This window comes from Octadecabacter sp. R77987 (assembly GCF_042466115.1).
GTDB lineage: Bacteria > Pseudomonadota > Alphaproteobacteria > Rhodobacterales > Rhodobacteraceae > SW4.
Genome location: NZ_JAXHBQ010000001.1, coordinates 1476263 through 1494248, shown reverse-complemented (window position 1 = coordinate 1494248; position 17986 = coordinate 1476263). Strand labels below are relative to the sequence as shown.

At 60.2% G+C, this 17986-nt stretch carries 16 protein-coding genes; 12 read left to right on the top strand and 4 right to left on the bottom strand.

Annotated elements, in window-relative coordinates; translation table 11 throughout:
• The first annotated feature begins 84 nt into the window (after nt 1-84).
• From hisC to SJY21_RS07565, 3 genes are read left to right on the top strand one after another with little or no spacing between them, the layout of a single operon-like run.
• Nucleotides 85-1173, top strand: coding sequence for a histidinol-phosphate transaminase (hisC, locus tag SJY21_RS07575; protein ID WP_377508428.1), 1089 nt, complete (start codon nt 85-87; stop codon nt 1171-1173).
• Nucleotides 1170-2087, top strand: coding sequence for a prephenate/arogenate dehydrogenase family protein (locus SJY21_RS07570; protein ID WP_377508425.1), 918 nt, complete (start codon nt 1170-1172; stop codon nt 2085-2087). Before hisC ends, SJY21_RS07570 begins: the two co-directional genes overlap by 4 nt.
• On the top strand, nt 2084-2842 hold the full coding sequence (locus tag SJY21_RS07565; RefSeq protein WP_377508422.1) for an extensin family protein: 759 nt from the start codon (nt 2084-2086) through the stop codon (nt 2840-2842). Before SJY21_RS07570 ends, SJY21_RS07565 begins: the two co-directional genes overlap by 4 nt.
• Here SJY21_RS07565 and SJY21_RS07560 read toward each other — a convergent pair.
• Entirely contained in the window at nt 2839-3834 is a 996-nt protein-coding gene (locus tag SJY21_RS07560) for a DUF2125 domain-containing protein (protein WP_377508420.1), read from the bottom strand. The two genes, SJY21_RS07565 and SJY21_RS07560, sit on opposite strands and share 4 nt — an antisense overlap.
• Nucleotides 3835-3899: 65 nt before the next feature.
• Here SJY21_RS07560 and SJY21_RS07555 point away from each other — a divergent pair, with 65 nt between their 5' ends.
• The 3 genes from SJY21_RS07555 (at nt 3900) to SJY21_RS07545 (ending at nt 7653) form a co-directional block, all read left to right on the top strand.
• Entirely contained in the window at nt 3900-4430 is a 531-nt protein-coding gene (locus SJY21_RS07555; protein ID WP_377508418.1) for a gamma-glutamylcyclotransferase, read from the top strand.
• Between the two features lie 80 nt (nt 4431-4510).
• Entirely contained in the window at nt 4511-5692 is a 1182-nt protein-coding gene (locus tag SJY21_RS07550) for a biopolymer transporter ExbB (protein ID WP_377508415.1), read from the top strand.
• Nucleotides 5692-7653, top strand: coding sequence for a peptidoglycan -binding protein (locus SJY21_RS07545; protein ID WP_377508412.1), 1962 nt, complete (start codon nt 5692-5694; stop codon nt 7651-7653). The genes SJY21_RS07550 and SJY21_RS07545 overlap by 1 nt, the downstream gene beginning before the upstream one ends.
• Here SJY21_RS07545 and SJY21_RS07540 read toward each other — a convergent pair.
• From SJY21_RS07540 to gloB, 3 genes are all read right to left on the bottom strand, one after another.
• A complete protein-coding gene (locus tag SJY21_RS07540) occupies nt 7640-8575 on the bottom strand; it encodes a M23 family metallopeptidase (RefSeq protein WP_377508409.1) in 936 nt (311 codons plus the stop codon). The genes SJY21_RS07545 and SJY21_RS07540 overlap by 14 nt on opposite strands.
• A gap of 31 nt (nt 8576-8606) precedes the next feature.
• A complete protein-coding gene (gene clpA / locus SJY21_RS07535) occupies nt 8607-10937 on the bottom strand; it encodes an ATP-dependent Clp protease ATP-binding subunit ClpA (RefSeq protein ID WP_377508406.1) in 2331 nt (776 codons plus the stop codon).
• 171 nt (nt 10938-11108) lie between these two features.
• Nucleotides 11109-11873 carry a hydroxyacylglutathione hydrolase gene (gloB, locus tag SJY21_RS07530; RefSeq protein WP_377508403.1) on the bottom strand — a complete coding sequence of 255 codons (765 nt, stop codon included), beginning with the start codon at nt 11871-11873 and terminating at the stop codon, nt 11109-11111.
• Between the two features lie 59 nt (nt 11874-11932).
• Between gloB and SJY21_RS07525 the strand changes: the two genes are divergently transcribed.
• The 6 genes from SJY21_RS07525 to SJY21_RS07500 all read left to right on the top strand — a co-directional run bounded on the left by SJY21_RS07525 (nt 11933) and on the right by SJY21_RS07500 (nt 17868).
• The gene (locus tag SJY21_RS07525) at nt 11933-12712 is read left to right on the top strand and encodes a methyltransferase domain-containing protein (RefSeq protein ID WP_377508400.1); all 780 of its coding nucleotides are present in this window, start codon (nt 11933-11935) and stop codon (nt 12710-12712) included.
• A gap of 273 nt (nt 12713-12985) precedes the next feature.
• On the top strand, nt 12986-13546 hold the full coding sequence (locus SJY21_RS07520) for a F0F1 ATP synthase subunit delta (RefSeq protein WP_377508398.1): 561 nt from the start codon (nt 12986-12988) through the stop codon (nt 13544-13546).
• The gene (gene atpA, locus SJY21_RS07515) at nt 13546-15081 is read left to right on the top strand and encodes a F0F1 ATP synthase subunit alpha (RefSeq protein ID WP_377508395.1); all 1536 of its coding nucleotides are present in this window, start codon (nt 13546-13548) and stop codon (nt 15079-15081) included. The genes SJY21_RS07520 and atpA overlap by 1 nt, the downstream gene beginning before the upstream one ends.
• A 14-nt stretch (nt 15082-15095) precedes the next feature.
• A complete protein-coding gene (locus tag SJY21_RS07510) occupies nt 15096-15971 on the top strand; it encodes a F0F1 ATP synthase subunit gamma (protein WP_377508392.1) in 876 nt (291 codons plus the stop codon).
• Nucleotides 15972-15989: 18 nt separating this feature from the next.
• Entirely contained in the window at nt 15990-17423 is a 1434-nt protein-coding gene (gene atpD, locus SJY21_RS07505) for a F0F1 ATP synthase subunit beta (protein ID WP_377508389.1), read from the top strand.
• 19 nt (nt 17424-17442) lie between these two features.
• Nucleotides 17443-17868 carry a F0F1 ATP synthase subunit epsilon gene (locus SJY21_RS07500; RefSeq protein WP_377508386.1) on the top strand — a complete coding sequence of 142 codons (426 nt, stop codon included), beginning with the start codon at nt 17443-17445 and terminating at the stop codon, nt 17866-17868.
• Nucleotides 17869-17986: the final 118 nt, after the last annotated feature.

Here is a 17986-nt window from a genome sequence, read left to right as displayed (position 1 = left end):
CCTTTTGCGTATCTGCACCTTCTGGCTGGTCTTGGACGGATGTGGCCGCTAGAAGTTGCAAGGATTATGGGAAAGGCCTCTGCCATGGGCGCGAAGATCAAACCGCAACGGGGAATTCTGGATATTGCGCTGTATCAGGGCGGCGCATCCAGCGTTGACGGGCAGACCAATGTTCTCAAGCTGTCGTCCAACGAAAACCCGCTTGGCCCCAGCCCTGCCGCCAAGGAAGCGTTTTCGCGCGCCGTACATGATTTGCACCGCTATCCGTCGACAGATCATGCAAGCCTGCGCCGTGCCATCGGCGAGGTCTGGTCGGTTGATCCCGACCGCGTGATTTGCGGTGTCGGCAGTGGTGATATCCTGCATCTTCTGGCCGAAGCCTATGCTGGCCCGCGCGACGAGATCATCTATACGGACCACGGGTTTTCCATGTATCCGATCTATACCTCGGCCGTGGGGGCCAAGGCCGTCAATGTGCCCGAACGTGACCGCGTGGTGGACGTGGATGCCATTCTGGCGGCCTGCACCAAGCGCACGAAACTGGTGTTCATCGCCAACCCCGCCAACCCGACCGGCACGATGCTGGGCATGGCGGCACTGGAACGACTGGCCGATGGCTTGCCACCGCAAGCGATGCTGGTTCTTGACGGTGCCTACGCCGAATTTGTCGAAGGTTATGACGCGGGGGCCGCGCTGCTCGATGGGCGTGACAACGTGTTCATGTCGCGCACCTTTTCCAAGATTTATGGCCTTGGTGGGCTGCGTGTTGGCTGGGGCTATGGCCCACGCGCGGTGATTGATGTGCTGAACCGCATTCGCGGTCCGTTCAATCTGTCCGCCGCCGCCCTTGCCGCGGCAGAAGCCGCGGTCCGCGATACGGCCTATCTGGAAAAGTGCCGCACGGAAAACGCCCGCTGGCGCGAATGGTTGGCCAACGGTTTGGCCGCTTTGGGTGTCCCGTCCGATACCTCGATGGCGAATTTTGTGCTGGCGCGCTTTGCGGACGAGGCCGAAGCGGTAGCCTGTGACGAACACCTGCGCAGCGAAGGGATACTGGTGCGCCGTGTCGCGGGATACGGGCTGCCTAACTGCCTGCGCATCACCGTGGGTGACGAAGCATCCTGTCGCCGCGTCGTCCACGCGGTCGGCCAATTCAAAGGGGCAGGGACATGAGTGTGATTTACAACCGCGTTGCCCTGATCGGCCTTGGGTTGATCGCGTCATCCATGGTGCATGCGATGCGCCGCGCGGGGCTTGCTGGCGAAATCGTCGGCACCTCGCGGTCTGCCGAAACACGCGCGATTGCCCGCGAGATTGGCCTGTGCGACCACATCGCCGAGACCGCAGCCGAAGCGGCAGATGGCGCAGATCTGGTCGTGCTGTGTGTGCCCGTCGGCGCGATGGGCGCGGTCGCTGCGGAAATAGCGCCGGTCCTGAAGGCCGGTGCGACAGTGAGCGATGTCGGGTCCGTAAAGCAGGCGGTGATTGATGCGGTCGCGCCGCACCTGCCGGACACCGTGCATTTTGTGCCAGCCCACCCTTTGGCAGGGACCGAACAATCGGGGCCGCGGTCGGGCTTTGCGGAGCTTTTCGACAACAGATGGTGTCTGATCGTGCCGGGTGATGCGGACGCCGATGCGGTCGCCCGCTTGCGTGGCTTGTGGGAAGGAATGGGGAGTTTCGTCGAAACGATGGAGGCCGATCATCACGATCTGGTGCTGGCCGTCACCAGCCACACGCCGCACCTGATTGCCTACACGATGGTCGGTGTGGCCGATGATTTGCGCCGCGTGACCGATAGCGAGGTCGTCAAATACTCGGCCGCCGGTTTTCGCGATTTTACTCGTATTGCGGCCAGCGACCCGACCATGTGGCGCGATGTTTTCCTGAATAACAAAGAGGCCACGCTGGAAATACTGGGTCGCTTTACCGAAGAACTGTTCGCCCTGCAGCGCGCGATCCGTCAGGGTGACGGTGATATGTTGCACGACTATTTCACCCATACCCGCGCGATCCGCCGCGGAATCATCGAAGCAGGGCAGGATACGGATGCGCCGAACTTTGGCCGCGCACCCAAGAAAACATGATCCGCGCGGCATTCATCGTGCTGTTGGCGCTGACCGTCGCCGCGATGGCCGAAGCGCCCGACACGTCGCTGCGGCCAGTTGCGCGCGCGGTCGTTCCTGCCATCGCCCGCACCGGTCCCGAAGCGCGGGCCGAATGGTTCCTGTCCACGATGAGTTTGCAAGCTGTGCCGTTTTCACCGCGCCCAACGGTGCGCCCGCCTGAAATTCTTGCGATGGCGCGCCGGATAGATCGTGAACGCCAGCGCGGTGCCGTTTGCGGCGATCTGGAAATTCAGGGGGATACGATTGGCAATCATCCCGGTCCTGGCAGTTGTGGTGTCGAAGGCGCCGTGCGGGTGAGAACAGTCGCTGGCGTGCGCCTGTCGCCTTCGGCGATCATGGATTGCCGCACAGCGGGCGCGCTGCGCCGCTGGGTTCAGGACGGCGCGCGCCGCGCAGTTGCCGATCAGGGTGGCGGCATCGCAGGTCTAAGGGTGATCGGGCACTATTCCTGCCGCACCCGTAGCGGCGGGCGGCTGTCGGAACACGCCTTTGGGCGCGCAATCGACATTTCCGCGATCAAACTACGGGACGGGTCGGAAATCAGCGTGTTGCGTGACTGGGGGTCGGGCGCGCGCGGGCGGGCGCTGCGCGAAATGCACCGCGCGGCCTGCGGGCCATTCGGAACTGTTCTTGGCCCCGATGCCAATGCTGATCATCGCGATCATTTCCATTTTGACACGGCGCGCTACAGGTCTGGCAGCTACTGCCGCTAGCGCAACTGCGGCGCTGTGCCGACCGGCAGGCCGCCAATGTTCATCAGCCCGTTTGCCATTGTGACTTTTAGCGTCAGAAGGTCTGGATCATCCGGCGTTGCATCCATGTTTTGTGCCATCGCCGCGATCGTGAACGAGGCGTTTTCCTGAACCATGCCCGCGCGCACCAGAAGGTCCAGAACCTCTTGCCAGCGGCGCAGGGTCAGGGTCACGTTGCCACTTGCAAAGCCCGACGCATCAGCCACAATATCACCCACGGCACGGAACTCCAGATCACCCCAGCCAAGGGCAAACTCGCGCAGGGAAATGCCCGTGACATTAACCGGAGCATCCCCCGCAAAGCGGTCAACCGGATGGGACAGGGACAGATTGCCGTCAAGCCGCGCCAACCGGATTGCCTGGGGCAGGGCAGCATCAGGATCAAGCATCAGACGGATGTCCCGTGGAAGGGCAAGAGATTCAACCTCTGCGAAAAAATCATAGGTATTGGTCGCGACGCGCGTGTCGCGCAAGGCGATCAATATGCGGCTGGCGGCGATTTGCCATGCGTCATCGGGCCCGTTCAGGCGCGGCGCCTGCATATCAAGTGTCGCGCGGTCGAACGGCAGGTTTGTTGCAGCACGCACGGCGGCACTTGCCCGCATATCACTGCTTTCAAGGCGAAATTCTTCTCCGCCAAGGGTCAGCGTTTGGTCTGGAGGGAACAGGGCGATCACCTCGTTGGGGCGGTAGGACAAGGCAAAAACCTGTAGCCAGTCACCGGTCCAGCCGGACAGGGTCGCGGGATCAAACAGGGTCACATCGGTCAAGGTTGTGTCAAATCGCGATGGAAAACCGCGAGTCGACAGGTCGGTATAATCCACCGTCCAGCCATCATCGCGCATGTCGGTCAGCACCGTTTCAGCGCCAGTCTGGATGCCGCTGCGCCCGACAAACCAGTAGCCGCCATACAGCAGCGCAAAAATACCGACGATCCAGATCAAACGCTTCATCACGTGGCCCTTTCGCCCAAACCCAAGCTGGTGTTTACAGGGGCCAGTTTGCAAGGACCAGCACAATGCCGCTTTGGGTTTTCGGATACGGATCACTTTTGTGGAACCCCGGTTTCACACCTGCGCAAACCGTCACAGCGCGGCTGGACGGGTATCACCGCAGTTTCTGCATGCTGTCGATCCATCATCGCGGCACCGAAGATGATCCGGGGCTGGTGCTGGCGCTGGACGAGGCAGAGGGGGGGCGTTGCACCGGCGTGGCGTTTCGCGTGGCAGACGGCGAAGAAGACGCGGTGCATACCTACCTGCGCGAGCGCGAGCTGATTTCATCCGCCTACCTCGAGGCACATGTGCCGTTGATCCTTGAAGGCGGCGAAACCGTCACGGCGCTGGCCTATGTGATCAATCGCGATCACGTGCAGTATTGCCAGTTTCCGCTGGAACAGCAGGCGCAAATGATCGCGCGTGCCGTGGGTGGGCGCGGCCCCAACACCGAATACCTGTTCAACACGGCCAGTCACCTGACGCAGATGGGGATCAAGGACGCGGAAATGGCGTGGCTCGTGACCCGTGTGCGCGCCCTGACAACAGGCTGATCAGGCATATTTCATTTGGGTTTTGCGCGCGCTGCCCCTATGTTCAGGGCCACAAACAATTGAGAGGACCTGTTGCCCAGATGGACAAAAGGGACCCAGAGGCCGAGCCGCAGTTTTCCCAACCCGTGCGCCAGATCACGTCGATGCTGGTTGTGCTGGCCCTTGTCGCGGCGGGTGCCTATCTGGCAGCGCCGCGCGTGGGGCCGGTATTCCTCGCCAATCCGTATCTGAACGGCTTTATTCTGGTGGTGTTTTTCATCGGGATACTGGCCTGTTTCGGGCAGGTCACGCAACTGATCCGCGCGGTGCGCTGGATCGAAGGGTTCGCACGCGAACGGATCGGCCACGAGATTACGATCGCGCCACAATTGCTAGCGCCGCTTGCAACCTTGCTGCGTTCACGCGGATCGCGGATGCAGATTTCGTCGTCGTCCAGCCGGTCCATTCTGGACAGTGTGGCGCAACGCATCGACGAAGCCCGTGAAATCACGCGATATATCGTCAATACCTTGATTTTCCTTGGCCTTTTGGGAACGTTCTATGGCCTTGCCACGACGGTGCCCGCGCTCGTCGAAACGATCCAATCGTTGACCCCTGACGAAGGTGAAACAGGCGTCGATATCTTCAACCGCCTGCAAGCGGGGCTGGAAAGCCAACTTGGCGGGATGGGCGTGGCCTTTGCCTCGTCGCTGTTGGGGCTGGCCGGGTCACTGGTGATCGGCCTGCTTGAACTGTTCGCAGGTCACGGCCAGAACCGGTTCTACCGCGAACTTGAGGAATGGCTGTCAACGATCACCCGCGTCGGTTTCGCCAGCGGCGAAGAAGGCGGCAGCGGCGAAGCAAACGTGATGGCCGGTGTGATTGATCACATGGCCGAACAAATGGAATCCCTGCAGCTGATGTTCACGCAATCGGATGTCAGCCGCACGCAGGTTGACGAACGCATGGGACATCTTGTCGGCGCTGTGGAAAAACTGACGGAAAAACTGGATCAGGGTGACAGCAATGCCGCCCTGCTTCGCGTGGCCGATGGCCAGGAGGCGCTGATTGCAAAGCTGCAAGACAGCGGCATGGAAGGGATCGACGCCGAAAGCCGGATGCGCTTGCGCTCGATTGATGTGCAACTGCTGCGCATCCTCGAGGAAATGGCAGCGGGTCGCCAAGAGGTTTTGGCCGATCTGCGCACAGACATCGCTGCGCTGACCCGCGCATTGCGCCAATCGCAAAACCGCGCCCGCAAGGGTGATGGCGGGCAGGGCTAATGGCCCTAAGCCGGCGCACAGGCACACGGTTTCAGGCCTCGATCTGGCCGGGGTTTGTCGATGCGATGACGGGTCTTTTGCTGGTCCTGATGTTCGTGTTGACGATCTTTATGGTGATCCAGTTCGTTCTGCGCGAAACGATCACAGGACAGGAATCGCGCCTGTCGCAACTCACGGCCGAAGTGGCATCGCTGGCGCAGGCCTTGGGGCTGGAACAGGACCGTTCTGCGCAACTGGCGGCAACTGTCGGGTCGTTGACCACGTCACTTGCCGCGACATCCGACGAAGCGGAACGACAGGCGGCCTTGGTCGCCAGCCTCACGCAGGAGCGCGATGCGCAAGCGGCTGCGCTGGTCGCGGCTGAAAACCGTATCACAGGGTTCGAGGCACAGGTCGCGGGCCTTCTCGCGCAGCGCAGTGACCTGCGCGAAACGGTCGCGGGACTGGAAGGCACGCGCGATGAATTGCTTGGTGAACAGGACGCGTTGAATCTGGCGCTGGCAACCGCACGCGATGAAATTGACGCAAGTGCTGAGGCCGCGCGCCTTGCGGCTGCACGCCGTGAAGCGCTCGAGGCTTTGGTGGCCGATCTTCGCGCTGAGGGCGCGGCTGACACGGCGCGCATTTCCGAATTGGAAGCTGCACAACTGGCTGATGCTGCCGCGGCGCAAGCCCTGCGCGACAAGCTGACGGATGCAGATGCAGAACTGACCGCGATGACCCTCGCATTGGAAGAACAGCGCCGCGCTGCCGAAGAAACCCTGACCCTGCTTGCCGCCGCTGAAACGGCGCAGGACGATCTGGACTTGCGTCTTGCCGCCGCCCTTTTGGCGCAGCGCGAGGCCGAGGCGGCACTGGTGAACGAAACCGCCGAAAAGGCTGATCTGAACGCGCGCCTTTTGGCAGCACTGGCAGATCAGGACAGCAGCGAAACCGCGCTTGACGCGGCGCAGGCTGCGCTTGCCGCCGCCGTTGCAGCAGGCGAGGCCGAGCAGACAGACCTGCAAGACCGATTGGCCGAAGCCTTGTTGGCGCAGGACGACTTGCAAGCGCAGATCGCCGCCATGCGCGAAACGGAAGGCACTGCGCGCGCGACCCTCGAGGCGCGCTTGGCCGAAGCTTTGGCCGCTGTGACCGCTGCCGAAAATGCAGCCGCGACCCAGATGAGCGAGGCCGACCGCCAAGCAGCGCTGTTGGCCGCAGCCAATCAGGCGCTGGCCGAGCAAGAGGCGCTATCGGCCGACAGCCAACGCGAAGTTGCGATCCTGAATGAACAGGTGCGCGCCCTGCGCGACCAGATCGGCACGCTGCAAACCCTGCTTGATCTGGCCGAGGACGAAGATGTCGCCGCGCAAGTGCAGATTGAAAGCCTTGGTGCGCAGCTTAATACCGCGCTGGCCCGTGTGGCCGCGCAAGAACGCCGCGCGCTGGCGCTGGAACAGGCGGAACGTGAACGCCTTGAGGCCGAGGCCGCCCGACTGGCCGCCGAGGCGCAGAATCTGGAACGCTACCGGTCTGATTTCTTTGGGGAATTGCGCGAGGTTCTGGATGGTCAGGATGGCGTGCGCATTGAAGGCGACCGTTTCGTGTTTTCGTCTGAAGTTCTGTTTGAACAGGGGCGCGCCACGTTGTCTGATGCCGGGCGTGGTGAAATTGCCAAGGTTGCCGACATCCTGCGCGCCATTTCGGATGAAATTCCCGATGGAATTGATTGGGTGATCCGCGTGGACGGGCATACCGACGATGTGCCGCTGTCCGGCACTGGTGAATTCGCCAACAACTGGGAGCTTAGTCAGGCGCGCGCGCTGTCGGTTGTGCTTTATATGGTGAACTTTCTGGGTATTCCGCCGGATCGTCTGGCGGCCAATGGGTTTGGGCAATACCAGCCTATCAACCCGGCCGACACTGATGCTGCACGGGCGCAAAACCGCCGGATCGAACTGAAGCTTACTGAACGCTGATTGTCGCGCGCATGACGTCATATGCCGCGCCATTGCGCAGGATCGTGACGCTGCCCGTGTAGGCACCCGCGGGCCAGCCACCATCCGGGGCACGCCGCCCGCCTGCGCGAAAATACTGTGCCTTGGGGCGGTCCAGAGGGTCCGAACGGGTTTCGATTGTCGTGCCGTCAGGGGGTGTGATTGTCGTCACCATCACATCGCCGGTCAGGCCGCCAAAGGCGTATCCCCACAGCACAAGATCGTCGTTCGGTGCCAGCGACAGGGCAGCGGCATCGCCAGCCTTGATCAGGTCGTAGTCGGGAACGCCCGAAGAAAACCCGATGCTGATCATCCCACCGGGCGGCGCGGAAACCGGACGTGTCCACAGCGTCTCGTCGATCTCGCCGCAGGTGATGGTGCCATCGGGATCGAAGGGATCAACCACATCGCCGTTCTGGCGCAGGGACAGGTGCAGGTGGGGAAATTCGCTTTGCCCGCTCATCCCGACCTGGCCCAAGACGGCACCCATCGCCACACGGTCGCCCGTTCGCACGGTGATCGACCCGCGTTTCATGTGGCAGTATTGCGTTTCCCAGCCGTTGCCGTGGCTGATCACCACACCGTTGCCACATTCGCGATTTGTTGTGTCAGGCGCACCGGCCTGGCCTTGCAGGATATCGGGCATTTCATCGCGCACCCCGCGCACGGTCCCGGGCGCGGCAGCGACCACGTTGACACCAAGGTCAACCATCGCGCGGTCGGGCAGCGCGAAATCGGTTCCCTTGTGCCCGTCATAGGTCAGCATTCCGCAGGCGAAGTCACGGGCGTTTGCACTTGGGTCATGATCGACGAATTGCTGGATATAGCAAACCTCGTCCAGGTCGCAGTCGATCGGCAGCCCCAAAACAATATCCCTCGCCACGGCGGGCGCGGCGAGGGACATGAGGATCACAGATACGGCAAGCCGCATCGGACTATTCAGCTGTAAGAAGCGGCGGCTTTTTGTTTGCACTTGCAATGCGGGCTGTTTCCGGTGGTTCGATTTGCAGATCAAGCTTGCCACCTTTGACACCGACCTTGACCAGACCACCCTTGGCGAGTTTGCCAAACAGCAGTTCCTCGGCCAGTGGTTTCTTGATGTGTTCCTGAATGACGCGGCCCAGCGGGCGCGCACCCATTTTGTCATCATAGCCCTTGTCGGCCAGCCATTCGGCGGCGGGCTTGGTCAGTTCAATCGACACGTTGCGATCCATCAATTGTGCTTCCAGTTGCAGCACAAACTTTTCGACCACTTGCAGGATCACGTCCTTGGGCAGTGCGCCAAAGGAAATCACCGCGTCCAGACGGTTGCGGAATTCCGGTGTAAAGGCGCGTTCGATCGCGGCGGTGTCTTCGCCGGTGCGGCGATCACGGCCAAAGCCGATGGCCTCTTTCGCCTGTTCGGTTGCGCCTGCGTTGGAGGTCATGATCAGGATCACATTGCGGAAATCGACGGTGCGGCCGTTATGATCGGTCAGTTTGCCGTGGTCCATGACCTGCAACAGGATGTTGTAAACGTCCGGGTGGGCCTTTTCCATTTCATCCAGCAGCAGCACGCAATGCGGATGCTGGTCCACGCCGTCCGTCAACATGCCGCCCTGATCGAACCCGACATAGCCGGGAGGGGCGCCAATCAGGCGGGAAACCGCATGTTTTTCCATGTATTCGGACATGTCGAACCGCAGCAGTTCCACACCCAGCGTATCGGCCAGTTGTTTGGCGACTTCGGTTTTGCCCACACCGGTTGGGCCGGCAAACAGGTAGTTGCCGATGGGTTTTTCCGGTTCGCGCAGGCCCGCGCGGGCCAGTTTGATCGCGCTGGCAAGGGCGGTGATCGCCTTGTCCTGACCGAACACGACCCGTTTCAGCGAGGGCTCCAGATCGCGCAACACTTCGGCGTCGTCCTTGGAGACGTTTTTGGGCGGGATGCGGGCGATTTTCGCCACGACAGCCTCGATCTCCTTGGCGCCGATGGTCTTGCGGCGCTTACTTTCGGCAACGAGGTGTTGCGCGGCGCCAGCTTCGTCGATGACGTCAATCGCCTTGTCTGGCAATTTGCGGTCATTGATATAGCGCGAGGAAAGTTCAACAGCCGTCTTGATCGCATCGGCGGTGTATTTGATGCCGTGGTGTTCTTCGAAATAGGGTTTCAACCCTTTCAGGATTTTCACCGCATCATCAACCGACGGTTCGGTTACGTCGATTTTCTGGAACCGGCGTGACAATGCGCGATCCTTTTCGAAATGCTGGCGGAATTCCTTGTAGGTAGTTGATCCCATGCAGCGCAGTTTGCCGCCCTGCAAGGCGGGTTTCAGCAGGTTGGATGCATCCATCGCCCCGCCAGAGGTGGCACCGGCCCCGATGACGGTGTGGATTTCGTCGATGAACAGGATCGCATCATCATGTTCTTCCATTTCGGTCATCACCGCCTTCAGGCGTTCCTCGAAATCACCGCGATAGCGGGTGCCAGCCAGCAACGCGCCCATATCAAGGCTATAGATCGTGGCGTTGGCCAGGATTTCGGGCGTTTCCCCGGCGACAATCTTGCGCGCCAGCCCTTCGGCGATGGCGGTCTTGCCAACGCCCGGATCGCCGACCAGCAGCGGGTTGTTCTTGCGGCGACGGCACAGCACCTGCACGCAGCGTTCAACTTCGTGATCGCGGCCGATCAGGGGGTCAATTTCGTTCTTGCGGGCCTTGGCATTCAAATCGACGCAGTATTTCGCAAGCGCGGATTCTTTTTCCTCGCCCTCGACCGTGCCATCTGACAGGTCTTCGTCCATGTCCGATGCCCCGGTGATGGGGCGGCTTTCGCCAAATGCGGGGTCTTTGGCGACGCCGTGGGCGATGTAATTGACCGCGTCATAGCGGGTCATGTCCTGATCTTGCAGGAAATAGGCGGCATTGCTTTCGCGTTCGGCAAAGATCGCGACAAGCACGTTCGCACCCGTCACTTCGGTGCGGCCCGATGATTGCACATGGATCGCGGCGCGCTGGATCACGCGCTGGAAGGCGGCCGTTGGCACGGCTTCGCTGCCTTCGATATCCGTGACCAGCGTTGACAGGTCATCTTCGATGAAATCATCGAGCGTTTTGCGCAGGGCATCCAGATCGACCGAGCACGCCTTCATCACGCGGGCGGCGTCAGGTTCGTCAATCAGCGCCAGCAGGAGGTGTTCCAGCGTAGCCAGTTCGTGACGGCGTGCGTTGGCAAGGGCCAAGGCCGCATGAATGGACTGCTCAAGTGTGTTCGAGAAAGACGGCACGTTGAGTGCTCCTCTATTCGGGGTCTGGGTGGGGCGTGCCCCGTTCCGACCGTGGCCTCTTATAGTTAAAGTTCGGTTTTATTCGGCAACCTTCAAGCTGTTTTTTGAACTTTTCCGTTCACATTGCCGAAAAGACTCACATGCACGCCTGATTTTTTGGCGTTTCGCGCGTCAGAAAATGTCTTTGCGTTTACGAACTTCGGCAAAAACCGCTGTCGCTGGTGCATCATGCATGCCAATTGCAGCCATCAGTGCCGGATCATCCGCGCGCAAATAGGGGTTGGTGCGTTTTTCATCCGCCAAAAGCGAGGGCACCGTTGCCTTGCCTTTGGCCCGCGCCGCATCGACTGCGCGTGAACGGGACATAATGTCGGGATTGTCCGGTTCAATGGACAGCGCGAATTTTGCGTTGGTGGCGGTGTATTCGTGGCCGCTGAAAATCATCGTGTCGTCGGGCAGTTCGCGCAGCTTTTGCATGGAATGCCACATTTGCTGTGGCGTGCCTTCAAACAGCCGTCCACAGCCCATCGCCATGAGGCTGTCGGCGGTAAAGGCAGCCTTGGCGGCGGGAACAAAAACGGCAATGTGGTTTAGGGTATGGCCGGAGACGTCGAAAACCTCGGCGCTTTCACCGCAAAGGTCGAAAATATCACCATCTGCCACCGCCAGATCAAGCGGGGGCAGGCGGTGCGCATCCGCGTTAGCGCCGATCACACGCACGTCATCCCGGCGCAGCGGCGGCAATCCATCAACATGATCCCAATGGTGATGGGTCAGCACCACGTCCGTCAGTGTCCAGCCACGCGCGTCCAGCACGGTCTGCACGGGTGCCGCCTCTGGGGCGTCAACCAGCGCGGTTTGCCCTGTCGCGCTATTGTGGATCAGGAAAGCGTAGTTATCTGACAAGCAAGGCACGGTGACGATTTCAAGGGGCATGGCATTGTCGCTTTCTGTTGGTATGCTGCACAGGTTCGCGCAAAGGAGTGGCGGCTGCAATGCATCTTGATGTGCTTGATCTGCGCAATTTCTATTATCGTAGTCCCTTGGGCCGTGCGGCGCAAAAGGTGATCCGCGACCAACTTGTGGCGCTGTGGCCCGACACAAAAGGGCAGACGGTTGCCGGATTCGGCTTTGCGGTGCCGTTGCTGCGCCCGTTTCTGGCGGATGCGCGTCGCGTGATCGGGCTGATGCCCGGCCCCCAGGGCGTCATGCCATGGCCCGCAGGTCAGCCTAACGTGTCGGTGCTGTGCGAAGATGCGCTTTGGCCTGTGCAGACGGGGCAGGTTGACCGGCTGGTGTTGTTGCACGGGCTGGAAACGTCCGACGATCCCAATGCGTTACTGGCCGAGGTCTGGCGCGTGCTTGGCCCCGGCGGGCGAGTGGTGATTGTCGTGCCAAACCGTGCGGGCATGTGGTCGCGCCGCGACAAGACACCCTTTGGCTATGGCCGCCCGTATTCGCTGGGACAGCTTGAGGCGCAGTTGCGTGCGCATCGCTTTGTTGTCGAAACCTCGCTGTCGACACTGTATCAGCCGCCGTCCCATCGCAAGATCTGGCGGCGCATGGCAGGGTTCATGGAATCGGCGGGCCGGCATATTCCGGTATTTGCTGCGGGGGGCGTGCTGATGGTCGAAGCCAGCAAGCAGGTCGCGGCCCCAACGCGGCCCGGTTTGCCCGAAGCGGTGCGCCGTCCGCTGCGCGTTCTGGAGGGAATCGGCAAGCAGCCTGAACCGGCCCTGCGTCACCCTGACACTCCCTTGCGTTCGCGGCCCTAAGGCGGGCCGCACCGTGGAATGCCCCGCAAGCTGTTCAGCTATATGGATAAAGGGCAGGGCGTATTGACGCAGGGTAGGCCATCGCCCTGTATACAAATGTATGCAGCACCAACAATCCAGCGTTAAGGCGGTTGCGGCAATCACACGGCTCTGCTACATCGGCCCAAATTTGCCGCCCATCCATCAGGACGGGCAAAACCGCTGCCCATCCGATACTGTGTTCCGCGTTGCGGTGCTGGTCCGGTTCGGGCCCTAGACATCGGAAGGGTGGACGTGTCTGAACCAGCTTCGATCTCGACCGGAATTGCGGGGCGTTACGCCTCGGCCGTGTTCGACCTCGCCAAGGAAGGCAAAGGGCTGAAAGCTCTTGAAACAGATATCAATGCCTTGTCAGGCGCCTTGGACAGCAGCGCTGACCTGAACGCGCTGATCGCTTCGCCGATCTACAGCCGTGACGAGCAGGCAGGCGCCGTGACAGCCCTTGCCAAAAAGATGAAACTGTCACCAATGATGGGCAACACGCTGGCGCTTATGGCGCAAAAGCGCCGCCTGTTCGTGCTGCCCCAGATGCTGACCGCCCTGCGCGAAAAGCTGGCCGAAGAAAAAGGCGAAGTAACCGCTGACGTGACCAGCGCCAAGGCGCTGACCAAGGCACAGTCGGACAAGTTGGCCAAGACGCTCAAGGCGCAGGTTGGCAAAACAGTCATGATCAATGCGACCGTTGATGAATCCCTCATCGGCGGTCTTGTCGTAAAAGTGGGCTCGAAGATGATCGACACGTCGATCCGCTCCAAGCTCAGTGCACTCCAGAACACTATGAAAGAGGTCGGATAATGGCGATCCAAGCAGCGGAAATTTCCGCAATCCTGAAGGACCAGATCAAGAATTTTGGTCAAGAAGCAGAAGTGGCAGAAGTTGGCCGCGTTCTTAGCGTTGGTGACGGTATCGCCCGTGTTTACGGTCTTGATAACGTGCAGGCCGGTGAAATGGTCGAATTCCCCGGTGGCATTCAGGGCATGGCCCTGAACCTTGAAAGCGACAACGTGGGTGTCGTTATCTTTGGCACCGACCGTGACATCAAGGAAGGTGACACTGTCAAGCGCACCAAGTCCATCGTGGACGTGCCAGCGGGTGACGAACTTCTGGGGCGCGTTGTTGACGGTCTGGGCAATCCCATCGACGGCAAGGGCCCTATCAAAACCAAAGAGCGTCGCATCGCGGACTCCAAGGCACCGGGCATCATCCCGCGCAAATCGGTTCACGAACCAATGGCGACTGGCCTCAAGTCGGTTGACGCGATGATCCCGATTGGCCGTGGCCAGCGCGAATTGATCATTGGTGACCGCCAGACCGGTAAAACGGCTGTGGCGCTGGATACGATCCTGAACCAGAAATCCTACAATGATGCTGCAACGTCCGAAAGCGACAAACTTTATTGCGTCTATGTCGCTGTGGGTCAGAAACGGTCAACCGTTGCCCAGCTCGTGAAAAAGCTCGAAGAGTCCGGCGCTGCGGAATACACGATCGTCGTGGCCGCAACCGCATCCGATCCCGCACCGATGCAGTTCCTTGCACCCTACGCGGCGACAGCGATGGCCGAACACTTCCGCGACAACGGCCGCCATGCACTGATCATTTATGATGATCTGTCCAAGCAGGCTGTGTCCTATCGCCAGATGTCGCTGCTGCTGCGTCGCCCACCAGGCCGTGAAGCCTATCCCGGTGACGTTTTCTATCTGCACTCCCGCCTGCTGGAGCGGTCCTCGAAGTTGAACGAAGATAACGGGTCCGGTTCGCTGACGGCGCTGCCGATCATTGAAACCCAAGGCGGTGACGTGTCCGCGTTTATTCCGACCAACGTGATTTCGATCACTGACGGTCAGATCTTCCTTGAAACCGAACTGTTCTATCAGGGTATCCGCCCCGCTGTGAACACCGGTCTGTCCGTGTCGCGTGTGGGTTCATCCGCACAAACAAACGCGATGAAATCGGTCGCTGGTCCGGTGAAACTGGAACTGGCGCAGTATCGAGAAATGGCCGCCTTTGCGCAGTTCGGGTCCGACCTTGACGCCGCGACCCAGCAATTGCTGAACCGTGGTGCACGCCTGACCGAACTGATGAAGCAGCCACAGTATTCGCCGCTGACCAACGCCGAGATCGTTTGCGTGATCTACGCTGGCACCAAGGGCTATCTGGACAAGATCGCCGTGTCTGATGTGGGCCGTTTCGAGGCTGGCTTGCTCAAGCACCTGCGCAACAACGCCAAAGACGTGTTGGACATGATCACCAAGGAAGACCCCAAGATCAAGGGCGACGCCGAGGACAAGATCAAGGCAGCAATTGATACCTTCGCCGCCGACTTCGCATAAAGGGAGGCTGAACAATGGCTAACCTCAAGGATCTGAAAAACCGGATCGCGACGGTCAAGTCGACGCGCAAGATCACCAAGGCCATGCAGATGGTCGCGGCTGCTAAACTGCGCCGCGCCCAGGAAGCCGCCGAGGCATCGCGCCCGTACACGGAACGTTTCAACGCCGTGATGAGCGGCCTGGCGGCCAGTGTGGGTGACAGCGCAAGCGCGCCCAAACTGCTGGCTGGCACCGGAAGCGATGACACCCATCTTTTGGTGGTGATGACGGCGGAACGCGGCCTTTGCGGCGGTTTCAATGGCAATATCGCCAAGCTGGCCAAGGCCCATGCCAACAAGCTGCTTGCAGCTGGCAAGACGGTCAAGATCGTTACCGTTGGGAAAAAGGGCCGTGACGCCCTGAAACGCGATATGGGCAGCCATTTCGTGACCCACGTTGACCTGACCGAGGTCAAGCGCGTGGGCTATGAAAATGCACAGGATATCGCGCGCGACATTCTGGCCCGTTTTGACGGTGGCGAATTTGACGTGGCAACGATTTTCTTTGCGCGCTTTGAAAACGTCGTCACACAGCACCCCACCGCCCAGCAGATCATCCCTGCCAAATTTGACGCGGATGATGATGCAGGTGCGGCCACGCTTTATGACTACGAGCCAAGCGAAGAAGCCATTCTGGCCGATTTGCTGCCCCGTGGCGTTGCCACCGCGATCTTTAGTGCGCTGCTGGAAAACGGGGCGTCCGAACAGGGCGCACGGATGTCTGCAATGGACAACGCGACGCGCAACGCGGGCGACATGATCGACAAGCTGACGATTCAATACAACCGCTCGCGTCAAGCCGTCATCACAAACGAGCTGATTGAAATTATTTCGGGCGCTGAAGCGCTCTAACGAACCGGAGACCGAAACATGGCAAAAGCTAAAGCATCCGTCGGCAAGATCACCCAGGTGATCGGCGCCGTTGTGGACGTGCAGTTCGCCGATGATCTGCCGCAGATCCTGAACGCGCTTCACACTGACAACAATGGCAAGACGCTGGTTCTTGAAGTGGCCCAGCACCTTGGCGAAAACACCGTTCGCGCCATCGCGATGGACGCCACCGAAGGCCTTGTGCGTGGTCAGGACGTGACCAACACGAACGAACAGATCACCGTTCCCGTTGGCCCCGGCACTTTGGGCCGCATCATGAACGTCACCGGTGATCCCGTTGACGAACAGGGCCCCGTGAAATCCAAGGCCCGCCGCCCGATCCACGGCGAAGCACCCGCCTTCGAGGACCAGTCGACAGCGACTGAAATCCTTGTGACAGGCATCAAGGTCATCGACCTGCTGGCCCCCTACACCAAGGGTGGCAAGATTGGTCTGTTCGGCGGTGCCGGTGTGGGCAAGACCGTTCTGATCATGGAACTGATCAACAACATCGCCAAGGTGCACTCGGGCGTGTCCGTGTTCGCCGGTGTGGGTGAACGGACCCGTGAAGGCAACGACCTTTACCACGAGATGATCGAGTCAGGCGTTATCGTTCCTGATAATCTTGAGGAGTCGAAAATTGCGCTGGTCTATGGCCAGATGAACGAGCCTCCCGGAGCACGCATGCGGATCGCGCTGACCGGCCTGTCGCTGGCCGAACAGTTCCGCGATGACACGGGTTCGGACGTGCTGTTCTTTGTGGACAACATCTTCCGCTTTACCCAAGCGGGTTCCGAAGTGTCCGCCCTTCTGGGCCGTATTCCTTCGGCTGTGGGCTACCAGCCGACACTGGCCACCGACATGGGTGCGATGCAGGAACGTATTGCATCGACCAAAGGCGGTTCGATTACATCCGTGCAGGCCGTTTACGTGCCCGCCGATGACTTGACCGACCCCGCGCCGGCCACATCTTTTGCCCACCTTGATGCGACAACCGTTCTGGACCGTGCGATTTCGGAAAAGGGTATCTACCCTGCCGTTGATCCGCTGGGGTCCACATCGCGTCTGCTTGACCCGATGATCATCGGCGAGGAGCACTACAAGGTGGCAACAGACGTTCAGCAGGTGCTGCAGCGTTACAAGTCCTTGCAGGATATCATCGCCATTCTGGGGATGGACGAACTGTCGGAAGACGACAAAATGACTGTGACGCGCGCCCGCAAGATCGAGCGTTTCCTGTCGCAGCCCTTTGACGTTGCCAAGGTCTTTACCGGTTCTGACGGCAAGCAGGTTCCACTGGAAGAAACCATCGCGTCCTTCAAGGCCGTGGTTGCCGGTGAATACGACCACCTGCCCGAAGGTGCCTTCTATATGGTTGGTGGCATCGACGATGTGATCGCCAAAGCCGAGAAAATGGCAGCAGACGCTGCCTAAGCCGAGTTAAGGAGCCGATATGGCAAACCTACAATTCGATCTGGTCTCGCCCGAGCGCCTTTTGGCATCACTCGAGGCGTCCGAAGTGCAGATTCCCGGTGCGGATGGCGATTTGACGGCAATGCCCGATCACGCGCCAACCATCACCACCCTGCGCCCCGGAATATTGCGCGTTGTGCATGGTGGCAGCACGGATGAATACGTTGTTTCGGGTGGTTTCGCTGAAATCACTGCCGGCGGCGTATCGGTTCTGGCTGAAAAAGCCCTGCCGCGCGACGAGGTCACGCAAGAGATCTTTGACCGCATGATGGACGAGGCAAAAGCCGCGCACGAGACGCTGAAAGAGACCTTCAAGAACGAGCCCGGCCCCGTTGATGACGCGGCCAAGCTTTTGGCGGATATGGTCGCCATGGGCGATCACATGGGTCTTAGCAGCCGCACTTAAAGGTCTGGTTCATGAATGACTGATAAGCCCCGCCATTGTGTGGGGCTTTATCGTTTTAGGGCCTATTATTGCCCCATTTTTAGGTTACCTAATGGGAAAGAGGTATAGGGGACTTTGC